14 protein-coding genes and 1 tRNA gene are annotated in these 19,694 nt (G+C 72.0%); 5 read left to right on the top strand and 10 right to left on the bottom strand.

Annotated features, from left to right (window positions below; translation table 11 throughout):
- Nucleotides 1-201: 201 nt before the first annotated feature.
- The gene (locus ACQPW6_RS11740) at nt 202-2,466 is read right to left on the bottom strand and encodes an MMPL family transporter (RefSeq protein ID WP_433889523.1); all 2,265 of its coding nucleotides are present in this window, start codon (nt 2,464-2,466) and stop codon (nt 202-204) included.
- Nucleotides 2,467-2,582: 116 nt separating this feature from the next.
- Here ACQPW6_RS11740 and ACQPW6_RS11735 point away from each other — a divergent pair, with 116 nt between their 5' ends.
- Nucleotides 2,583-3,242, top strand: coding sequence for a TetR/AcrR family transcriptional regulator (locus ACQPW6_RS11735; protein WP_433889522.1), 660 nt, complete (start codon nt 2,583-2,585; stop codon nt 3,240-3,242).
- A 617-nt stretch (nt 3,243-3,859) separates the two neighbouring features.
- Here ACQPW6_RS11735 and ACQPW6_RS11730 read toward each other — a convergent pair.
- The 3 genes from ACQPW6_RS11730 to ACQPW6_RS11720 form a co-directional block, all read right to left on the bottom strand.
- Nucleotides 3,860-3,932: transfer RNA gene (locus ACQPW6_RS11730), tRNA-His, on the bottom strand.
- Nucleotides 3,933-4,008: 76 nt separating this feature from the next.
- Nucleotides 4,009-4,653: an oligoribonuclease gene (gene orn / locus ACQPW6_RS11725; protein ID WP_433889521.1), complete on the bottom strand. Its 645-nt coding sequence runs from the start codon at nt 4,651-4,653 to the stop codon at nt 4,009-4,011.
- 10 nt (nt 4,654-4,663) lie between these two features.
- Nucleotides 4,664-6,025 (bottom strand): GlxA family transcriptional regulator, encoded by a 1,362-nt coding sequence (locus ACQPW6_RS11720; RefSeq protein ID WP_433889520.1) that lies wholly within the window; start codon nt 6,023-6,025, stop codon nt 4,664-4,666.
- An 828-nt stretch (nt 6,026-6,853) separates the two neighbouring features.
- Here ACQPW6_RS11720 and ACQPW6_RS11715 point away from each other — a divergent pair.
- Entirely contained in the window at nt 6,854-7,375 is a 522-nt protein-coding gene (locus ACQPW6_RS11715) for a universal stress protein (RefSeq protein ID WP_433889519.1), read from the top strand.
- A 285-nt stretch (nt 7,376-7,660) separates the two neighbouring features.
- Here the strand turns inward: ACQPW6_RS11715 and glmS are convergent, their stop codons facing one another.
- Together glmS and ACQPW6_RS11705 are read right to left on the bottom strand one after the other, a co-directional pair.
- Nucleotides 7,661-9,475, bottom strand: coding sequence for a glutamine--fructose-6-phosphate transaminase (isomerizing) (glmS, locus tag ACQPW6_RS11710; RefSeq protein ID WP_433889518.1), 1,815 nt, complete (start codon nt 9,473-9,475; stop codon nt 7,661-7,663).
- A gap of 67 nt (nt 9,476-9,542) precedes the next feature.
- Nucleotides 9,543-9,818 (bottom strand): hypothetical protein, encoded by a 276-nt coding sequence (locus tag ACQPW6_RS11705; RefSeq protein WP_433889517.1) that lies wholly within the window; start codon nt 9,816-9,818, stop codon nt 9,543-9,545.
- A gap of 246 nt (nt 9,819-10,064) precedes the next feature.
- Here ACQPW6_RS11705 and ACQPW6_RS11700 point away from each other — a divergent pair, with 246 nt between their 5' ends.
- Complete coding sequence (locus ACQPW6_RS11700) at nt 10,065-11,750, top strand: beta-N-acetylhexosaminidase (RefSeq protein WP_433894507.1); 1,686 nt, start codon at nt 10,065-10,067, stop codon at nt 11,748-11,750.
- An 88-nt stretch (nt 11,751-11,838) separates the two neighbouring features.
- On the opposite strand, the gene ACQPW6_RS11695 is transcribed toward ACQPW6_RS11700, so the two are convergent.
- The 4 genes from ACQPW6_RS11695 to ACQPW6_RS11680 all read right to left on the bottom strand — a co-directional run bounded on the left by ACQPW6_RS11695 (nt 11,839) and on the right by ACQPW6_RS11680 (nt 17,741).
- Nucleotides 11,839-13,005 (bottom strand): acyl-CoA dehydrogenase family protein, encoded by a 1,167-nt coding sequence (locus ACQPW6_RS11695; RefSeq protein ID WP_433889516.1) that lies wholly within the window; start codon nt 13,003-13,005, stop codon nt 11,839-11,841.
- 2 nt (nt 13,006-13,007) lie between these two features.
- Nucleotides 13,008-13,997 (bottom strand): hydroxymethylglutaryl-CoA lyase, encoded by a 990-nt coding sequence (locus tag ACQPW6_RS11690; protein WP_433889515.1) that lies wholly within the window; start codon nt 13,995-13,997, stop codon nt 13,008-13,010.
- Complete coding sequence (locus ACQPW6_RS11685; protein ID WP_433894506.1) at nt 13,994-16,042, bottom strand: acetyl/propionyl/methylcrotonyl-CoA carboxylase subunit alpha; 2,049 nt, start codon at nt 16,040-16,042, stop codon at nt 13,994-13,996. The genes ACQPW6_RS11690 and ACQPW6_RS11685 overlap by 4 nt, the downstream gene beginning before the upstream one ends.
- 70 nt (nt 16,043-16,112) lie before the next feature.
- The gene (locus ACQPW6_RS11680) at nt 16,113-17,741 is read right to left on the bottom strand and encodes a carboxyl transferase domain-containing protein (RefSeq protein ID WP_433889514.1); all 1,629 of its coding nucleotides are present in this window, start codon (nt 17,739-17,741) and stop codon (nt 16,113-16,115) included.
- Between the two features lie 85 nt (nt 17,742-17,826).
- Between ACQPW6_RS11680 and ACQPW6_RS11675 the strand changes: the two genes are divergently transcribed.
- Together ACQPW6_RS11675 and ACQPW6_RS11670 are read left to right on the top strand one after the other, a co-directional pair.
- Nucleotides 17,827-18,438 carry an SACE_7040 family transcriptional regulator gene (locus tag ACQPW6_RS11675; RefSeq protein WP_433889513.1) on the top strand — a complete coding sequence of 204 codons (612 nt, stop codon included), beginning with the start codon at nt 17,827-17,829 and terminating at the stop codon, nt 18,436-18,438.
- A gap of 56 nt (nt 18,439-18,494) precedes the next feature.
- The gene (locus ACQPW6_RS11670) at nt 18,495-19,652 is read left to right on the top strand and encodes an acyl-CoA dehydrogenase family protein (RefSeq protein ID WP_433889512.1); all 1,158 of its coding nucleotides are present in this window, start codon (nt 18,495-18,497) and stop codon (nt 19,650-19,652) included.
- The last annotated feature ends 42 nt before the right edge of the window (nt 19,653-19,694 follow it).

Raw genomic sequence — 19,694 nt, 5'->3', positions numbered from 1 at the left:
ATGATCCGGTCGGCCTGACAGCGGCCGGCCCGCCGCGGCCCCCGGGGCGGCAGGCCGGCGGCCCGTTCCCTCTCAACGGGGGGGACGGGCCGCCGGTGTCGACGCGGACTCCTGGCTAACGGGGCGCGAGGCGCCGGTGTCGACGCGGGTTCTTGCTCAACAGGGGTGCGGGCCAACGGTGTTGACGCGGGCCCGGCCCGGCTAGACGCTCGCGGTGTCGCGGGCGCCCGTCGGGTCGCCGGAGCCCGCCCCGGTGCCCGGGTCGTCTGTCTCGGCGTCGCTGAGGCCGGCCCTGCGGTACAGCCGGCGCAGCGGCTCGGGCGCGTACCAGGCGGCGTTGCCGAGCAGCCGCATCGCGGCCGGGACGAGGATGCCGCGGACGGCGACCGCGTCGAGCAGGATCGCCAGGCCGCTGCCGAGGCCGAACATCTGGATGAAGCTGACCTTGGCGGTGCCGAAGGCGAAGAAGCCGACCGAGAGCAGCACCGCGGCCATGGTGACCAGCCGCCCGGTGCGGGACAGCCCGCCGCTGACGGCCGTCGCGTTGTCGGCGCCGGCGTCGTGCAGCTCCTTGATCCGGCTGGTGACGAAGACCTCGTAGTCCATCGAGAGGCCGAAGGCGACGCAGAACATCAGCACCGTCATCGAGGTGTCCATCGGCATCGGGGTGAAGCCGAGCAGTCCGGACAGGTGTCCGTCCTGGAAGATCCACACCATCGTGCCGATCGCCGCGCACAGGCTGAGAGTGTTCAGCACCAGCGCCCGCAGCGGCTGGACGACGCTGCCGGTGAACAGGAACAGCAGGACGAAGGTGGTGACGGCGACCAGGCCGACCGCCAGCGGCAGCCGGCTGCCGATCGAGTGCTTGGCGTCCACGAGTTCGGCGTCGGGGCCGCCGACCAGCGCGGTGCTGCCGGCCGGTACGGCGGTGGCCCGTACCGAGCGGACCAGCGACTGCGCGTCGGACGGGGAGAGGCCGGCGTCCTTGGTGACGGTGAGGCGCTGGGTGCCACCCGGCGCGGCGAGGGCGGGGGAAGGGCCGCCGGTGCGGGCGCCGTCGGCGTAGCTGCCGGTGCTCGACTCGACGCGCTGGACGCCGGGGAGGCGGGAGAGGTCGGCGGCGTATCCGCCGAGGCCGGCGGGACCCGCCGCGCCGGTGGTGCCCGCTGTGCCGGTGGTGCCCGCCGTGCCGGTGGTGACGACCTGGATCGCCGAGCTGTCGTCGCCGGCGAAGTCCCGGTCCAGGGTCTGCGCGACCGAGCGGCTCTCCGCGCTGCCCGGCAGCACCCGCTCGTCCGGGCTGCCGAAGGTGACCCCGAGCAGCGGCGCGGCCAGGGCGAGCAGGACGGCCGCGGCCGGCAGCGCGGTCAGCGCGGGCCGCCGCATGACGGCGGTCGCCAGCCGCCCCCACAGCGGCGCGTCGGACCGGCGGACCGAGCCGGACCAGGGCAGCCGCCCGGCGTTCACCCGGTGCCCGAGCGCGGCCAGCAGCGCCGGTACGACGATCAGCGCGGCGAGGGCGGCGATCAGCACCACGCCGATGCCGGCGTAGGCGAACGAGCGCAGGAAGTACTGCGGGAAGACCAGCAGCGCGGCCAGCGCCGCCGCGACCGTCCCGGCGGAGAAGGCGATGGTCCGGCCCGCGGTGCGTACGGTGCGGCGCAGCGCGTCCGGTACCGGTTCGCCCGCGGCCAGTTGCTCGCGGAACCGGTTCACCAGCAGCAGCGCGTAGTCGATGCCCAGGCCGAGGCCCAGGGCGGTGGTGATGTTGACCGCGAACACCGAGACGTTCGTCAGGCTGCCGAGCACGAACAGCTCGGCGAAGGTGCCGAGCACCGCGATGACCCCGATGACCAGCGGCACCAGCGCGGCGACCAGGCTGCCGAAGGCCAGCACCAGCAGGATCAGGGTGATCGGGACGGCGATCGACTCGGCGAGCGCGAGGTCCATGGTGACCTGCGAGGTGACGTCGTCGTTGACGGCCGCGGCGCCGCCGGCCTCGACGGTGAGCGGGCCCGGGTGGCCGGTGTAGCGGTCGATCAGCGTCTTGGCGCGGTCCGCGCTCTGGCTGTCGTCGCCCTTGACGTGCGCGAGCACCAGGGCCCTGGTGCCGTCCTTGGAGGCCAGGGCGGGGGAGGGGGCGTCCCAGTACGAGACGAGGTTGCCGAGGTCGGGCTCGTGCCTGAGCTCGGCGGTGAGCTGGTCGCCGGCGCGGGTGGAGGCGGCCGAGCCGGGGTCGTGGTCGTCGGGGGACACCAGGAAGACGAGGTCGGACTCGCCGCCGAAGTCCCGGTCGATCAGGGTGGACGCGCGGCTGGACGGTGAGGCCGGGTCGTTGAACCCGCCGCCCTGGAGCTTGCCGAACGCGCCGAAGCCGAGTGCCGCCATGGCGACCACGACGACGGCGCCGACGGTCAGCACCAGTCTCGTTCTGTTCAGGGCGAGTCGCAGGATCGTGCCGAACATGGTGGTACCCCTCCGTTGTGCTGTGCGATTGCAATGTGCACGGCGTTAACATCCACTGTTGCACCGAGAAGTTAACGGCGTCAACATGGGGCGGCGCGATGGAGGAACATAGAGGCATGGAGAGCATCAAAGGCGACGGCTCCGCGGAGCCCGGCAGGTCCGCGTACCACCACGGCGACCTGCGGAACGCGCTGCTGCGCGCGGCCACCGAGCTGGCCTCGGCCGGCGGCCCGGAGGCCGTCGTGCTGCGCGAGGCCGCCCGGCGGGTCGGCGTGTCGCCGACCGCCGCGTACCGGCACTTCGCGGGCCAGGGCGAACTGCTTCAGGCGGTCAAGGACCTCGGCCAGGAGGAGTTGGCGGTGTCCATGCGGGCGGCGGTCGACGAGTGCCCGGACACCGGCGATCCCGGCGAGGTCGCCATGTCACGCGCCAAGGCGGTCGGCCGCGGCTACCTGCGCTTCGCGTTCGCCGAACCCGGCCTGTTCCGTACGGCCTTCTGCCACAACCCGCCGGCCCCCGCCTCCGACCCCGCCGGCCACGCCGGCAAGGAGGACTACCCGTCCTACGCGCTCCTCGCCGCGGTCCTCGACGACCTGGTCACCACCGGCCGCATGCCCCCCAGCCGCCGCCCCGGCGCCGAGATCACCGCCTGGTCCGCCGTCCACGGCCTGGCCCAACTGGTGATCGACGGCCCCCTCCACGACCTGGCCCCTGCCGAGTTGGCCGCGGCGACAGAATCCCTCCTCCACACCACAACCACCGGCATGTGCACCTGAGCCCCCCCGCCGGGCCGGCCTGCTTGCCCCCTACGCCGTGCTGAACCCGGACGCGAACCCGGACACGAACCCGGACACGAACCCGAAGCCGGCGCGGACGCTCGGGGCGTGCGCGGGCCGCGGCTGTGCGCCGGCTTCGCGACCCGTGCGCCCTGGTGGATTCGCGGCGGGAGTGGAACGCTGGAAGCGCCTCATCTCATCAGTGGGCTGGGCCGGGTCCCGTAGGGCGATTCGGCGGCTGGGGGTCGCTGGATACCCAGTGACCCGGCCCATGTGAGAAAAGAGATGAGGTGATGAATGGTGGAGAAGGAGAGTGCTCGCAGTCGAAGGAGACCGATCCAGGAGTTAGCCAAACGGTTGGGCATCGCCCTGAGCGCCCGCGCGCTCTGGACACTCGCCGTGCGGCTGATCGACCACCACTAGGGTCACGGCACTGCCCGTACAACTGCCCAGCCCGGCGTAACCCCCAGACGCCGGGCAGGCCAGGACCCGCCGTCTGTGCACCTGCCGGCACGCCGCCGGCAGGTGCACAGCCGTTTTCGGGCCCGACCGCTTCGCTCGGGCGCGACGCAAGAGGCCGCCGGCCCGCTTTCGCGGGGCGGCGGCCTCTTTGTGAGGGTGAGTGACGGGACTCGAACCCGCGGCATCCTGGACCACAACCAGGTGCTCTACCAGCTGAGCTACACCCACCATGTGCGGCGGTTACCGGACTCGTCGGGCGCCGCGTGAAAAAGTGTACAGGGTGGCGGGGGGTGGTCGTACCCGCTTATTCCGCGGGGGTGCGGGGGGTCGCCTGGGGCTGGTGGGAGGGGTCGGCGGGGAGGACGTGTTTGGCGGCCAGGGCGCGGGCGGTGTCCGTGTCGGGGCCGGGCTGGGGGACGAAGACCGCCTCGCGGTAGTAGCGCAGCTCCGCGATCGACTCGCGGATGTCGGCCAGCGCGCGGTGGTTGCCGTTCTTCTCCGGGCTGTTGAAGTAGGCCCGCGGGTACCAGCGGCGGGCCAGCTCCTTGATCGACGAGACGTCCACGATCCGGTAGTGCAGGTGCTGCTCGAGCGCGGGCATGTCACGCGCGAGGAAGCCCCGGTCGGTGGAGACCGAGTTCCCGCACAGCGGCGCCTTCCGCGGCTCCGCGACCTGCTCGCGCACGTAGTCGAGCACCAGCTTCTCCGCCTCGGCCAGCGACACCCCGCCGTCCAGCTCGGTGAGCAGCCCGGAGGCGGTGTGCATGTCGCGGACGATCTCCGGCATCGACTCCAGCGCCTCGGCGGGCGGGCGGATCACGATGTCCACCCCCTCGCCGAGGATGTTCAGCTCGGAGTCGGTGACCAGCGCCGCCACCTCCACCAGCGCGTCATGCGCCAGCGACAGCCCGGTCATCTCACAGTCGATCCACACCATCCGGTCGTTCATACGCCTCACCCTACGGGCCCACCGGACGGTCCCGCGGTCCGGGCGCCACCGCGCCGACCCCGCGCACCGTACGGATCCTGCTCCGCGGCGGCCCGTCGGCCGGCTCGGCGCGGCCGGACTGCTCCGGCACCCGGCTGGCGTACGTGTCCGACTCCGGCTTGCCCGGCGCCGTCAGGATCTGCGACACCGGGCCGCGGCGCAGCGCCGGCATCTCCGCGGTGGAGGCGGGCGTCAGCCGCTCCCGGTGCTCGCGCTCCCGGTCCCGCTCGCGGTGGTCCCGCTCCCGCTCCCGTTCGCGCTCCGGCTCGTCCTGCGGCCTGCGGGCCCGGTACGCGGCCCGGTAGGACGCCGGCGAGGAGCCCAGCTGGCGGCGGAAGTGGCCGCGCAGCGCGACCGGCGACCGGAAGCCGCAGCGGCCCGCGACCTCGTCCACCGAGTAGTCGGACGTCTCCAGCAGCCGCTGCGCCTGGAGCACCCGCTGGGTGATCAGCCACTGAAGCGGCGCGCTCCCGGTCAGCGACCTGAACCGGCGGTCGAACGTGCGCCGGCTCATGTAGGCGCGCCCGGCCAGCGCCTCCACGTCGAACTGCTCGTGCAAATGCTCCAGCGCCCAGGCGACGACCTCGGCCAGCGGGTCGGCGCCGATCTCCTCAGGTAAAGACCGGTCGAGGTGGCGCTGCCCGGTCTGCCAGTCGGCCCGCCGCGGCGGTACGACGAGTCTGCGGGCCAGCGCCGCCGCGGCCTCGCCGCCGTGGTCGGTGCGCACCACGTGCAGGCACAGGTCGATCCCGGCCGCGGTGCCCGCCGAGGTCAGCACGTCGCCGTCGTCCACGAACAGCTCCCGGGGATCGACGTGTACCGAGGGATACCGCTTGGCCAGCGTGGGCGCGTACATCCAGTGCGTGGTGGCGGGCCGGCCGTCCAGCAGGCCGGCCGCGGCCAGTACGAACGCGCCCGTGCACAGCCCGATGATCCGGGCGCCCTCGCTGTGGGCGCGGCGGATCGCGTCGAGCGCTTCGGGCGGCGGCGCCTGCGAGATGCTGCGCCAGGCGGGCACCACCACCGTGCCGGCCCGCGACAGCGCCTCCAGGCCGTACGGGGCGGTGAGTTCGAGACCGCCGGTGGTGCGCAGCGGGCCGTCCTCGCCGGCGCACACCAGCAGCCGGTAGCGGGGCACGCCCGCGTCCTGCCGGTCTATGCCGAAGACGGACAGCGGTATGGAACTCTCGAAAATCGGCCCGCCGCTGAAGAGCAGCACCGCGACGACTTCCGGTCGGCGGCGTGCGGTGAGCTTGCGAATGGCGCGAGGCGATGCCGATTGTGCCTGCGACGGAATCTCCGTCAACGTACCGGAACCGGACTCCTGGCTCATGGAGCTCAAGCCCCCCTCGAATCGACGCGTCGTCCCCTCGGTCTGCACGTTCTCCCCCGCGAGGCCACCCATGATCAAATCTACTGTGTCAGGTGGGGCGTTAGTGACAAGTTCACCATCTGACGCTAAGTCGACAAGACAACGTGGCGTAAAGCATTCGATCACGAAGCGTTTCACTCAAGAAGCCCGCTGGGAAGTACGCCTCTCGCCCCAGCGGTCCCGGAAAGTGTCTTCCGCGCCATCGGGCATCGTAGAACCGCAGGTGACAGAGGTGTTAGCGGGCGAGAGCGGCAACAGGCCTGCCGGAGCGGCAAGTTGGCTGAAAATCGTCGTTCAGGAGGCAAGTGCGCGTACAAGGTGTGCGAGGGCGCACGCGTGCGGCCCTCCGTGCGCCCTCCGGGGGCCGGGGCAGGTCGTACGACACGGCTCTGGAGCGTGCCTGACGGGCGCATGACGGTTGCCTGGCGAGCGGCTTGACCGCGGCTGAACCGGGGCTGAACCGCGGGCCGTCCTGCCCGGGGCGGTGAAATCGGTGCGCCCCCGTCATGCGCCGTTGCGCCGCGCCGTGCAGCCGGTTGGCGCGATGGCGTTGCACAACCGGCCCCTCTCCGGCATTCTCCTGGGAACCCCGGGTACGGGAGTCCGTACACAGAACCCTGTGAAGCGCCCGCCAAGGCTGTGCAGGCGGTCTTCGCGGCCGTACCCTGGAGAGAGTGGGACGGGAAGTGGCGAACTGGCCGAAACCGGCTGATCCGACGACCCGACCCACCGGCACCGTCCTGTCCGTTGCTCGGCGCGCCAGCGCCGCCCTCGCCGAGAATCCGCATCATGGCCGGTCATGAGATTCCCGAGCCCGCCGACCGCAGGCCGCTTGCCGAGTCGGCGGCACTGCCCGAGCGGGCCCCCGAGCTGCGCCACGCGTGTGATCCGGCTTTCCGGCACGGCGTCGTGGTCGGCTTCGACGGTTCCGTTTCCAGCGAGCGTGCGCTGTCGTACGCCATCGGAATGGCCCGCAGAAGCCATTCGGCGCTGATCATCGTGCATGTGGCCAACCGGCTGCCGGCCACCGTGTGGGCCGGCTGCGAGCCTCCGGTCTTCGTCGACGTCCCCGACCACCGCACCGAGGTGCTCGGCCTGGAGCTGGCCTGCGCCGACCACTTGGCGGAGCTTTCCTGGGTGCTGGTCGAGCGCGGCGGCGACATCTGCCATGAGCTGGAGGAGGTCGGCCGGGAGTACGAGGCCGACGCGATCGTGGTCGGCGGCACGCACGGCCTGGTCGGCCGGATCTTCGGCTCGGTGGCGGGGCGGCTGGCGCGGCGGGCGCAGCGGCCGGTCGTCGTGATCCCGTAAAGCGGGTCCCTTCCTCGGCGGTACCGGATCCGGTCGATCCGGGAGCCGGTCAGGTAATGGGCGTGCGCCAGAATTGGTGGCCCTTACGGGTGGGATTGCAGAAAGGGGCGTGCGCCGGGCGGCCGGTCCTTACGCGCGGGCCTCGTGCACCGCCTTCCCGCACGGCCTTCCCGCACGGCCTTCACGCACGGCCTTCACGAGCGGTGCTCGTGGGACATACGAAGACCCCCGCCGGGCTGGCGGGGGCCTTCGCTGTTTGCGCGACCTGCGGGCAGCCGGCCTCGGCTACTCGACGGTCACGGACTTCGCCAGGTTACGCGGCTTGTCGATGTCCCGGCCGAGCGCCAGCGCCGTGTGGTAGGCGAAAAGCTGCAGCGGGATGCCCATCAGGATCGGATCGAGCTCGTCCTCGTTCTTCGGCACGATGATGGTGTCGTCGGCCTTCTCCTGCTCCTGGTGCGCGACGGCCAGGATCCGCCCGCTGCGCGCCTTGATCTCCTCCAGCGCGGCCCGGTTCTTCTCCAGCAGGTCGTCGTCCGGCACGATCGCCACCGTCGGCATCGCGGGCTCGATCAGCGCCAGCGGCCCGTGCTTGAGCTCCGAGGCCGGGTACGCCTCCGCGTGGATGTAGCTGACCTCCTTGAGCTTCAGCGACGCCTCGCGGGCCACCGGGTAGCCGCGCACCCGCCCGATGAACAGCATCGAGCGCGCGTCCGCGTAGTGCTTGGCCAGCTGCTTGATCTCCGGCTCGCCCTTGAGGATCTCGTCGATCTGGCCGGGCAGCCGGCGCAGCCCCTCGATGATCCGCTTGCCGTCGGCCACCGACAGGTCGCGGATCCGGCCCAGGTGCAGGGCGAGCAGCGCGAAGGCCACCACCGTGTTGGTGAAGCACTTGGTGGACACCACGCACACCTCGGGCCCGGCGTGCACGTAGGTGCCGCCGTCGGCCTCGCGGGCGATCGCGGAGCCGACCACGTTCACCACGCCGAGCACCCGCGCGCCCTTGCGCTTGAGCTCCTGGACGGCGGCGAGCACGTCGTACGTCTCACCGGACTGCGACACGGCGACGTAGAGGGTGTCGGGGTCCACCACGGGGTTGCGGTAGCGGAATTCCGACGCCGGCTCCACGTCGGCGGGGATCCGGGCCAGCTCCTCGATCAGCTGGGCGCCGATCTGGCCGGCGTGGTAGCTGGTGCCGCAGCCCAGGATCTTGATCCGGCGTACGCTCCTGGCGTCCCGCGGGTCCAGATTCAGCCCGCCCAGGTGCACGGTGGCGAACCGGTCGTCGATCCGGCCGCGCAGCACCCGGTCCACGGCCTCCGCCTGCTCGAAGATCTCCTTGTGCATGTACGTGTCATGGCCGCCCATGTCGTACGACTCGGCCTCCCACTCCACGGTCGTCGGGGTGGCGGTGGTCCTGGACCCCTCGGTGGTGTAGGTACGGAAGTCGTCGGCCTTGAGGGTGGCCATCTCGCCGTCCCCCAGGGTGACGACCTGCCGGGTGTGCGCGACCAGCGCGGCGACGTCGGAGGCGACGAACATCTCCTTCTCGCCGATGCCGAGCACCACGGGTGAGCCGTTGCGCGCCACCACGATCCGGTCGGGGAAGTCCTGGTGCAGCACGGCGACGCCGTAGGTGCCCTCGACCGCGCGCAGCGCCTCGCTGACCCGCTGCTCCAGGGTCTCGGCCTGCGAGCGGCCGATGAGGTGCGCCAGCACTTCGGTGTCGGTCTCGGAGGCGAAGGTGACGCCTTCGGCCATCAGGCGTGCGCGCAGCTCGGAGGCGTTGTCGATGATCCCGTTGTGGACGACCGCGACCTTGTTGTCGCCGTCCAGGTGCGGGTGCGCGTTGGCGTCGCTGGGCGCGCCGTGGGTGGCCCAGCGGGTGTGCGCGATGCCGGTGGTACCGGCGAACCGCTTGGGGATCCGGGCCTCAAGGTCGCGCACGCGTCCCTTGGCCTTGACGGTCTTCAGCTCGCCGGACTTGCCGGTGATGACGACGCCGGCCGAGTCGTAGCCCCGGTACTCGAGCCGCTGCAAGCCTTCGAGCAGCAGCGGCGCGACGTCGCGCCTTCCGATGTAGCCGACGATTCCGCACATGTGCCGTACCTCTCGGTCGAGTGATGTTCCGGTGGGTGCTGTTGCCGGTGCTGTCTTGCCGGTGGTGTCAGCCGTAGACGATGCGGCGCAGCTGGCGCTGGGAGAGCGCGGCCGGTGCCACCGCGCGGTGCGGCAGCTCCTCCGCGATCTGCTGGAAGATGTCCGTGTTGACCAGCCCTTTCGCCTGTAGCTCGCGGTGTCTGCGGCGGACGTACTCCTCGGTCGTCTCGTCGAAGTACGCCAGCACGTCCAGCACGACCCGGGTGGCCTCGCCGCGGTGCAGTGACGTGGTGCGCACCAGGTGGTCGATCAGGTCTTCGTAGGACGTCCGGCGTTCGAGCACTCGTCGATACTGATGTGATCATCTTGCCTTTGCAAGAATCCTGCCCGATATCGGGCAGGATTGCCGCGTTAGGTACGTCCGAACGGGTGAGTGCGGGCTACGGACGACCGATTGACGGCGTACTCCTTGACCCGGCGCGGGGGCGGCGGTACTCATCGGGTCGTGACCCGACGACGAGTTGCCCAAGGTGTGCCTGCTGTCCGTGGAACGCGAGTGGCGCGAGAGGTCTGGCACGTACCCCGGTGGATGCCGCTCGCCGGGAAGCTGGTGTGCGCCCTGGCGCTGGCCGCCGGGGCCACCGCCGCCGGCGTGCCCACCGCCTCGTCGGCGTCGGCCGGCCCACGGGCCGATCCGGCCGTCGCGGCCGTCACCTCACGGGTGGTGCCGGTGCCCGCGTCCGTGCGGCCGGGCGGGGGAGCGTTCAAGCTCGCGCCCGGCACCCGGATAGCGGTGGCCGGCGGCTCGGCGCAGGCCCGGCAGGTCGGCGACTACGCGGCCGCGCTGCTGCGCCCCTCGACCGGCTACCGGCTGCCGGTGGTCGCCTCCCGGGGCGGCGGGGGAACGGCCGCCGCGAACGGCAGCGCCGCGACCGGCATCGTGCTCGCGCTGGGCGACACCGACCGGGGCCTCGGCCAGGAGGGATACCGGCTGCGGACGACGTCCCACTCCGTGGTGATCAGCGCGCGCACCTCCGCCGGGCTGTTCCACGGCGTGCAGACGCTGCGGCAGCTGCTGCCCGCCGCGATCGACGGCGGCGGGGCGCACGCGGCCCCGGCGAAGGGCTCGACGGAGGGCTCGGCCTCGGCCTCGGCGAAGCACCCGGCCGCCTGGACCGTGCCGAGCACCGACATCCGGGACGTGCCGCGCTACGACTACCGCAGCGCGATGCTCGACGTCTCCCGGCACTTCTTCACCGTGCCGCAGGTCGAGCGGTACATCGACGAGCTGTCCATGTACAAGTTCAACACGCTGCATCTGCACCTGACCGACGACCAGGGCTGGCGGATCGCCATGGACTCCTGGCCGCGGCTGACCACCTACGGCGGCAGCACCGAAGTGGGCGGCGGCCCCGGCGGCTCGTACTCCAAGGACGACTACCGCGCGATCGTCCGCTACGCGACCGACCACTTCCTCACCGTCGTGCCCGAGATCGACATGCCCGGCCACACCAACGCCGCCCTGGCCTCGTACGCCCAGCTCAACTGCGACGGCACCGCCCCGCCGCTCTACACCGGCACCGAGGTCGGCTTCAGCTCGCTGTGCGTGTCCAAGGACATCACCTACCAGTTCGTGACGGACGTGACCCGCGAGCTGGCCGCGCTCACCCCGGGCCCGTATCTGCACATCGGCGGCGACGAGGCGAAGTCCACCAGCATGGCCGACTACGTGACGTTCGTGGACCGGGTGCAGCCGATCGTCAACGCCGCCGGCAAGACGGTGATCGGCTGGCACCAGATCGACCAGGCGCACCCGGCAGCGGGCACGATCGCCCAGTACTGGGGCACCGACGGCAGCGAGGCGTACGTCGGCGCGGCGGCGCGGGCCGGCACCAAGGTGATCATGTCCCCCGCGAACCGCTCCTACCTGGACATGAAGTACGACGCCGACACCCCGCTCGGCCAGAACTGGGCCGGATACGTCGAGGTCAAGGACTCCTACGACTGGAATCCCGACACCTATGTGCCCGGTGTGCCGGCCTCCGCGGTCTTCGGCGTCGAGGCGCCGCTGTGGACGGAGACGCTGAAAACCTCGTCCGACCTCGAGTACATGGCCTTCCCGCGGCTGCCCGGGATCGCCGAACTCGGCTGGTCGCCGGCCGCCAGCCACGACTGGAACGCCTACAAGGTGCGGCTGGCCACCCAGGGACCGCGCTGGGACGCGCTCGGCATCACCTACTACCGCTCGCCGCAGGTGCCCTGGCCCGCGGCCTGACCACCGGTGGCCCGACACACGGTGTGAGGGGGCGCGCCGGCTGCCTGAGGGCCGCCGGCGCGCCCTTTTGCCACCCCCGTTGCCGGCCCTAGCCGGTCAGCCCCAACTCCCGTGCGATCAGCATCCGCTGCACCTCGCTGGTGCCCTCGCCGATCTCCAGGATCTTGGAGTCGCGCCACATCCGGGCCACCGGGTACTCGTTCATGAAGCCGTACCCGCCGTGGATCTGGGTGGCCTCCCGGGCGTTGGTCACCGCGATCTCCGACGAGTAGAGCTTCGCCAGCGCCGCCTCCTTCTTGAAGCGCTCGCCGTGCACCAGTCGCGAGGCCGCGTCCCGCCAGGTGACCCGGGCGGTGTGGGTGCGCATCTCCATGTCGGCGATCTTGAACTGGATCGACTGGTTCGCGCCGATCGGCCGGCCGAACGCCTGCCTGCTCTGCGCGTAGGACACCGATTGGTCCACGCAGCCCTGGGCCAGCCCGGTGGACAGCGCGGCGATCGCGATCCGCCCCTCGTCCAGGATCCGCAGGAACTGGGCGTAGCCGCGGCCCTCCTCGCCGAGCAGGTTCGCGGCCGGCACCCGGCAGTCGGCGAACGACAGCTCCCGGGTGTCCGACGCGTTCCATCCGACCTTGCTGTACTTCTTCGACACCGTGAAACCGGGGGTCCCGGACGGCACGATGATCGAGGAGATCCGCGGCCGGCCGTCCTCCTTGCGGCCGGTCACCGCGGTCACTGTGACCAGGCCGGTGATGTCGGTGCCCGAGTTGGTGATGAAGCACTTGGTGCCGTTGATCACCCACTCGCCGGTCGCCTCGTCCAGCCGGGCGGTGGTGCGGGTGCCGCCGGCGTCGGAGCCGCACTCCGGCTCGGTCAGCCCGAACGCGCCGAGCATCTCGCCGGAGCAGAGCTTCGGCAGCCAGGTGCGCTTCTGCTCCTCGGTGCCGAACCGGAACACCGGCATGGCGCCGAGCGACACCCCGGCCTCCAGGGTGATCGCCACCGAGGAGTCCACCCGGGCCAGTTCCTCCAGGGCCAGGCACAGCGCGAAGTAGTCGCCGCCCATGCCGCCGTACTCCTCGGGGAAGGGCAGCCCGAACAGGCCCATCTGTCCCATCTCCCGCACGATCTCGTACGGGAACTCCTCCTGCTCGTAGAACTCGCCGATCTTCGGCGCGATCACGTCCTGGGCGAACTGGGCGACCGTGCTGCGCAGTTCCTCGTACTCGGTGGGAAGGCGATGGTCGATCGGCATGGCTACAGCTCCTGGTGAGTCAGGGCGCGGACGGTACGGGACGGGCTGGGCCGTCCCAGCTGCTCCGCCATCCAGACGCTGGTGGCGCTGAGGCGGTCGAGGTCGATCCCGGTGTGTATGCCGAGTCCGTGCAGCATCCAGACGAGGTCTTCGGTGGCGAGGTTGCCGGTGGCGCTCTTGGCGTACGGGCAGCCGCCGAGGCCGCCGGCCGAGGCGTCGACGATGCCGACCCCGCGCTGGAGGGCGGCGAGGGTGTTGGACAGCGCCTGGCCGTAGGTGTCGTGGAAGTGCACGGCGAGCCGGTCGACGGGGATGCCGCCGCCGGTCAGCTCGTCCAGCAGCGCCACCACCTGGCCGGGGGTGGCCACCCCGATGGTGTCGCCGAGGCTCAGCTCGGTGCAGCCCAGCTCGTACAGCCGGCGGGCCGCGGCGGCGACCTGGCCGATCGGCACCGGGCCCTCCCAGGGGTCGCCGAAGCACATCGACAGGTATCCGCGCACCCGCACCCCGGCCGCCCGGGCCCGCGCCACCACCGGCTCGAACATGGCCAGCGACTCGTCCACCGTGCGGTTGAGGTTGGCCCGGGCGAAGGACTCGGTGGCGCTGCCGAACACCGCGACCTCCCGCACCCCGAGGCCGAGCGCCAGGTCCAGGCCCTTCTCGTTCGGTACGAGCACCGGCAGCCGGACGGCGGGCTGCCGGCCGTCCAGATCGGCGAGCAGCGGCATCAGCTCGGCGGCGTCGGCCAGTTGGGGCACCCACTTGGGGTGCACGAAGCTGGTCGCCTCGATGGTGGTCAGCCCGGCGTCGGCGAGCCGGTGCACGAACTCGGCCTTGACCGCGGTCGGCACGGTGGCCTTCTCGTTCTGCAGTCCGTCCCGCGCGCCGACCTCGTGGATCCGCACCCGCTCCGGCAGCCCCGGCAGGGTGACGGGCATCGGCAGGCCCGGCGGCAGGCCGTCGGCGCCGCCTTCCGGTGTCGTCGCGGTCATGACGCCTCCTCCTCCTTCGGCTTCCCCGGGCCGCCGGCCGCCAGGGCCGGGTCCGGGGCCGGGGCCGGGGCTCCTGCTTCGGCCGGGGTGACGACGGCCAGCACCTGGTCCATCGCCACGGTGGTGCCGGCGCCGACGTCGATCTCGGTGACCGTCCCGTCGTGCGGCGCGGTGATCACGTGTTCCATCTTCATCGCCTCCACCACCAGCAGGCTCTGGCCCGCGACGACCTCGTCGCCCTTGGCGACCTTGACCACGGTGACCGTGCCGGGCATCGGCGCGGACAGCGCGCCGCCGCCGGCGCCGGCCGCCCCGCCGCGCAGCGCCTCCGCCACCGGGTCGTACGGCCGCACCCACCAGCTGTCGCCGTCCCGTCCCAGCCACTGGCCGGCGTGCTCGAAGGCCAGCACCGTGCCCCCGCGGTGCAGCAGCGCCCGCGAACCGTCCAGCACGAGCCTGGCGTCGACCGGAGGCGCGTCGCCGACCCGCACCCGGCCGCCGGCCACCCGGACGGTGACCGGCTGGTGGCCCGGCACCCGGAAGTGGTGCACGGTCCAGGCGGGTTCGCCGCCCAGCCGCCAGCCGCTCGGCACCGAGAACGGGTCGGTCCAGCCGGCCGGGTCGGGTGCCGCCGCGAGCGCGGCCTGCCGCAGCAGCGCCGCTGCCTCGTAGACCTCGTCCGGCACCCCGGGCGGCAGCAGCGCCGCCGCGTCCCGGTCGATCAGTCCGGTGTCCAGATCGCCGGCCACCACATCGGGGTGGTCCAGCAGCCGGCGCAGGAAGCCGGTGTTGGTGTCGAGGCCGAGGATCACGGTGCCGGCGAGGGCCGCGCGCAGCCGGCGCAGCGCGGTGGCCCGGTCAGGACCGTGCGCGATCACCTTCGCCAGCAGCGGGTCGTAGGCGGTGCCCACCTCGGTGTCCTGCGCCAGCCCGGAGTCCACCCGCACCCCGGGGCCGGCCGGTTCGCGCAGGGCCAGCACGGTGCCGGCGGACGGCAGGAAGTCCACCCGGCCGTCGGCGGCCCGAGCGGTCTCCGCACAGATCCTGGCCTCGATGGCATGGCCGGTCAGGGTGATGTCCTGCTGGGTGAGGTCCAGCGGCTCGCCGCGGGCCACGCGCAGCTGCCAGGCCACCAGGTCGAGGCCGGTGACCAGTTCGGTGACCGGGTGCTCCACCTGGAGCCGGGTGTTCATCTCCATGAAGAAGTACACGCCGGGGTCGGCGCCCGGCACGATGAACTCCACCGTCCCCGCCCCGGTGTAGCCGCAGGCGCGCGCGGCCTGGACGGCGGCCTCGCCCATCGCCGCCCTGGTCGCCGGGTCGAGCAGCACCGAGGGCGCCTCCTCGATCACCTTCTGGTGCCGCCGCTGCAGCGAGCACTCGCGCTCTCCCAGGTGCAGCACGTTGCCGTGGCCGTCGGCCAGCACCTGGATCTCGATGTGCCGCGGCCGGTCGATCCACCGCTCCACCAGCAGGGTGTCGTCGCCGAAGGACCCGCGGGCCTCCCGGCGGGCCGCGGCGATCTCCTCGGCCAGCAGGTCCGCGTCCCGCACCAGCCGCATGCCCTTGCCGCCGCCGCCCGCCGAGGGCTTCAGCAGCACCGGCAGGCCGATCTCCGCCGCGGCGGCGGCGAGTTCGGCGTCGGTCAGCGCGCTGCCGGTGCTGCCGGGCACCACCGGCACCCCGGCCGCCCGGACCGCCTCCTTGGCGCGGATCTTGTCGCCCATCAGCTCGATGGCGTCGGCCGGCGGTCCGATGAAGGTCAGCCCGGCCTCGGCGCAGGCCCTGGCGAAGCCGGCGTTCTCCGCCAGGAAGCCGTAGCCGGGGTGCACCGCGCGGGCGCCGGCCACGCCCGCGGCCCGCACCAGCTCCTGCGCGGAGAGGTAACTGCCCACCAGGACGGCGGTGTCCGCCTCCCTGACATGCCGGGCGTCGCAGTCGGCCTCGGTGAAGACCGCCGCGGAGCGCACTCCCAGCTCGCGCAGGGTGCGCAGCACCCGGACGGCGATCTCGCCGCGGTTGGCGACCAGCACGGTGTCGAACATGGGCTCGTACGCCGGGGTGTTCGGCGAGTGCGCGGGGTGGGGGTCGGGGTTGTTCACGGTCATCGCGGTCTCACATCCGGAAGACGCCGTAGCCGGGCGCGGCGGGATCGGCGGCGGGCAGCGGGGCGTTGGCGCAGGCGGTGAGGGCCAGGCCCAGCACGGTGCGGGTCTCCAGCGGGTCGATCACGCCGTCGTCCCACAGCCGGGCGGTGGCGTAGTAGGCGTTGCCCTGGGTCTCGTACTGCTCGCGGACCGGGGCCTTGAACTCCTCCTCGGCCTCCTCGCTCCACTTCTCCCCGGCCGCGGCGAGCTGGTCGCGCTTGACGGTGGCCAGCACCGAGGCGGCCTGCTCGCCGCCCATCACCGAGATCTTGGCGTTGGGCCACATCCACAGGAAGCGCGGGCTGTAGGCCCGGCCGCACATCGAGTAGTTGCCGGCACCGTAGGAGCCGCCGATCACCACGGTGAGCTTGGGCACCCGGGCGCAGGCCACCGCCGTCACCATCTTGGCGCCGTGCTTGGCGATGCCGCCGGCCTCGTACTGCCGGCCCACCATGAACCCGGAGATGTTCTGGAGGAAGAGCAGCGGGATGCCGCGCTGGTCGCAGAGCTCGATGAAGTGCGCGCCCTTGAGGGCTGATTCGCCGAACAGGATGCCGTTGTTGGCCACGATGCCGACCGGATGGCCCTGCACATGGGCGAAGCCGGTGACCAGGGTGGTGCCGTACTCCTTCTTGAACTCCGCGAACCGACTGCCGTCGACCAGCCGGGCGATCACCTCGCGGACGTCATAGGGCGTGCGGGAGTCGGCGGGCACCGCCCCGTACAGCCCCGCCGGGTCGACCGCGGGCGGCTCGGCCGGCCGCACCGTCCACGGCGGGGCGCCGCGGGCGGGCAGGGTGGCCACGATGTCGCGGACGATGCTCAGCGCGTGCGGATCGTCCTCGGCGAGGTGGTCGGTGACCCCGGAGACCCTGGAGTGCAGCTCGCCGCCGCCCAGTTCCTCAGCGGTGACGACCTCGCCGGTGGCGGCCTTCACCAGCGGCGGGCCGCCGAGGAAGATCGTGCCCTGGTTCCGTACGATCACCGCCTCGTCGCTCATCGCCGGGACGTAGGCGCCGCCGGCCGTGCAGGAGCCGAGCACGGCGGCGATCTGCGGGATGCCGCGGGCGGACATGGTGGCCTGGTTGTAGAAGATCCGGCCGAAGTGCTCGCGGTCGGGGAAGACCTCGTCCTGCCGGGGCAGGAAGGCGCCGCCGGAATCCACCAGGTAGACGCACGGCAGCCGGTTGTCGAGGGCGACCTCCTGGGCGCGCAGGTGCTTCTTCACCGTCATCGGGTAGTAGGTGCCGCCCTTGACGGTGGCGTCGTTGGCGACCACCACCACCTCGCGGCCCGCCACCCGGCCGATCCCGGCGATCACCCCCGCGGCGGGTGCCTGCCCGTCGTACATCCCGTCGGCGGCCAGCGGGGCCAGCTCCAGAAAGGGGGAGCCTGGGTCGAGCAGGCCGTCCACCCGGTCCCTGGGCAGCAGCTTTCCGCGCGCGGTGTGGCGGGCGCGGGCCTTCTCGCCGCCGCCGAGCCGCGCGGCCGCGAGTCTGTCGCGCAGTTCCGCGCTGAGCGCGGTGTGTGCCTCTGCGTTGGCGCGGTACGCCTCCGACGCCGGATCTGCGGCGCTGGACAGGGCGGGTGCTGCCATGGTTCGGCCCCCCGGGATGTTAGCGAGCGTTAACGTGATGACTCCACGTTAACGCTCGCTAACAGGATTGTCTAGACTGAACCTCATGAATCCGACGAAGACGGCAGAGAGCCGGCGCGAGCAGATCCTCCGCGAGGCCGCCCGGCTGTTCGCCGAGCGCGGCTTCCACGGGGTCGGGGTGGACGAGATAGGCGCCGCGGTGGGCATAAGCGGCCCCGGCCTGTACCGGCACTTCGCCGGCAAGGACGCGATGCTCGCCGAGCTGCTGGTCGGGATCAGCGGCCGGCTGCTCACGGCGGGCCGGATGCGGGTGGCCGAGTCCGCCGACCCGGCCGCGGCGCTCGACGCGCTGATCCGCGGCCACATCGACTTCGCGATCGACGACCGGCCGCTGATCACCCTGCACGACCGCGAACTCGACCGGCTCCGGGACTCCGACCGCAAGCTCGTCCGCCAGCTCCAGCGGCAGTATGTGGAGGAGTGGGTGGTCGTGGTCCGCCGGGTGCATCCCGACGCCACCGAGCTGGAGGCGCGGGCCGCCGTGCACGCCGTCTTCGGCCTGCTGAACTCCACCCCGCACCTGGGCACCCGCAGCGGCCTGCTGGCCAGGTCCGCCATGGCCGCACTGCTGCACCGGCTGGCCCTGGGCGCCCTGGGGGCGCTGGACAGCACAACGGACCGGCAGGTAACTTACTGAGCGCTTGCTTATTGCTCGATCTTCGATCGTCACCACTCGCCGACGGGAGGCGCGCTGTGCGTCGTACGGTGTTCAACGAGGACCACGAGGCGTTCCGCGAGACGATACGTGCCTTCATAGAGGCCGAGGTCGTCCCCGTCTACGACGAGTGGCTGGCGGCCGGACAGGCCCCGCGCGACTTCTACTACAAGCTCGGTGAACTGGGCCTGTTCGGTATCGAAGTGCCCGAGGAGTTCGGCGGCGCCGGCGAGGAGAGCTTCAAGTTCCAGGCCGTCGTCAGCGAGGAGTGCGCCCGCGCCGGGGTCAGCTTCGGCGGCAGCAGCGTGCACACCGGCCTGTGCCTGCCCTACGTGATGGCCTACGCCACCGACGAGCAGAAGAAGCGCTGGCTGCCCGGCTTCGTCAACGGCGAGACCATGTTCGCCATCGCCATGACAGAGCCCGGCACCGGCTCCGACCTGGCCGGCATGAAGACCGCCGCCAAGCTCTCCGCCGACGGCAGCCACTACCTGCTCAACGGCGCCAAGACCTTCATCACCGGCGGCGTGCACGCCGACCGCGTCATCGTCTGCGCCCGCACCGCCCCGGCCACCGCCGAGGACCGAAGGGCCGGCATCTCGCTGTTCGTGGTGGACACCAAGTCCGAGGGCTACGCGGTCGGCCGCAAGCTCGACAAGCTCGGCCTGAAGACCTCCGACACCGCTGAGCTGTCCTTCTCCGACGTCAAGGTGCCGCTGGACGACCTGCTCGGCGAGGAGGGCAAGGGCTTCTCCTACCTCGGCCAGAACCTGCCGCAGGAGCGGCTGGCCATCGCCGTCGGCGCCTACTCGCAGGCCGCCGCCGCGATCCGCTTCGCGCAGGCGTACGTCCAGGAGCGGGTCGTGTTCGGCAAGTCCGTCGCGTCCTTCCAGAACACCAAGTTCGAGCTGGCCGCCTGCAAGGCCGAGGTGGACGCCGCCGAGGCCGTCGTCGACCGCGCCCTGGACGCCCACGACCGGCGCGAGCTGACCGCCGCCGACGCCGCATCCGCCAAGCTGTTCTGCACCGAGGTCGCCGGCCGCGTCATCGACCGCTGCCTCCAGCTGCACGGCGGCTACGGCTACATGAACGAGTACCCGATCGCGCGCCTCTACGCCGACAACCGCGTCAACCGCATATACGGCGGCACCAGCGAGGTCATGAAGTCGATCATCGCCAAGTCCATGGGCCTGTGAACGAGCGGCCGCGACCGGTCGGACCGGCGGACGGGACGCAGC

It is taken from the genome of Streptomyces sp. CA-111067, from assembly GCF_050956065.1.
Taxonomy (GTDB): domain Bacteria; phylum Actinomycetota; class Actinomycetes; order Streptomycetales; family Streptomycetaceae; genus Actinacidiphila.
Note: the sequence above shows the minus strand (reverse complement) of the source record. Positions and strands in the feature narration are given on the sequence as shown.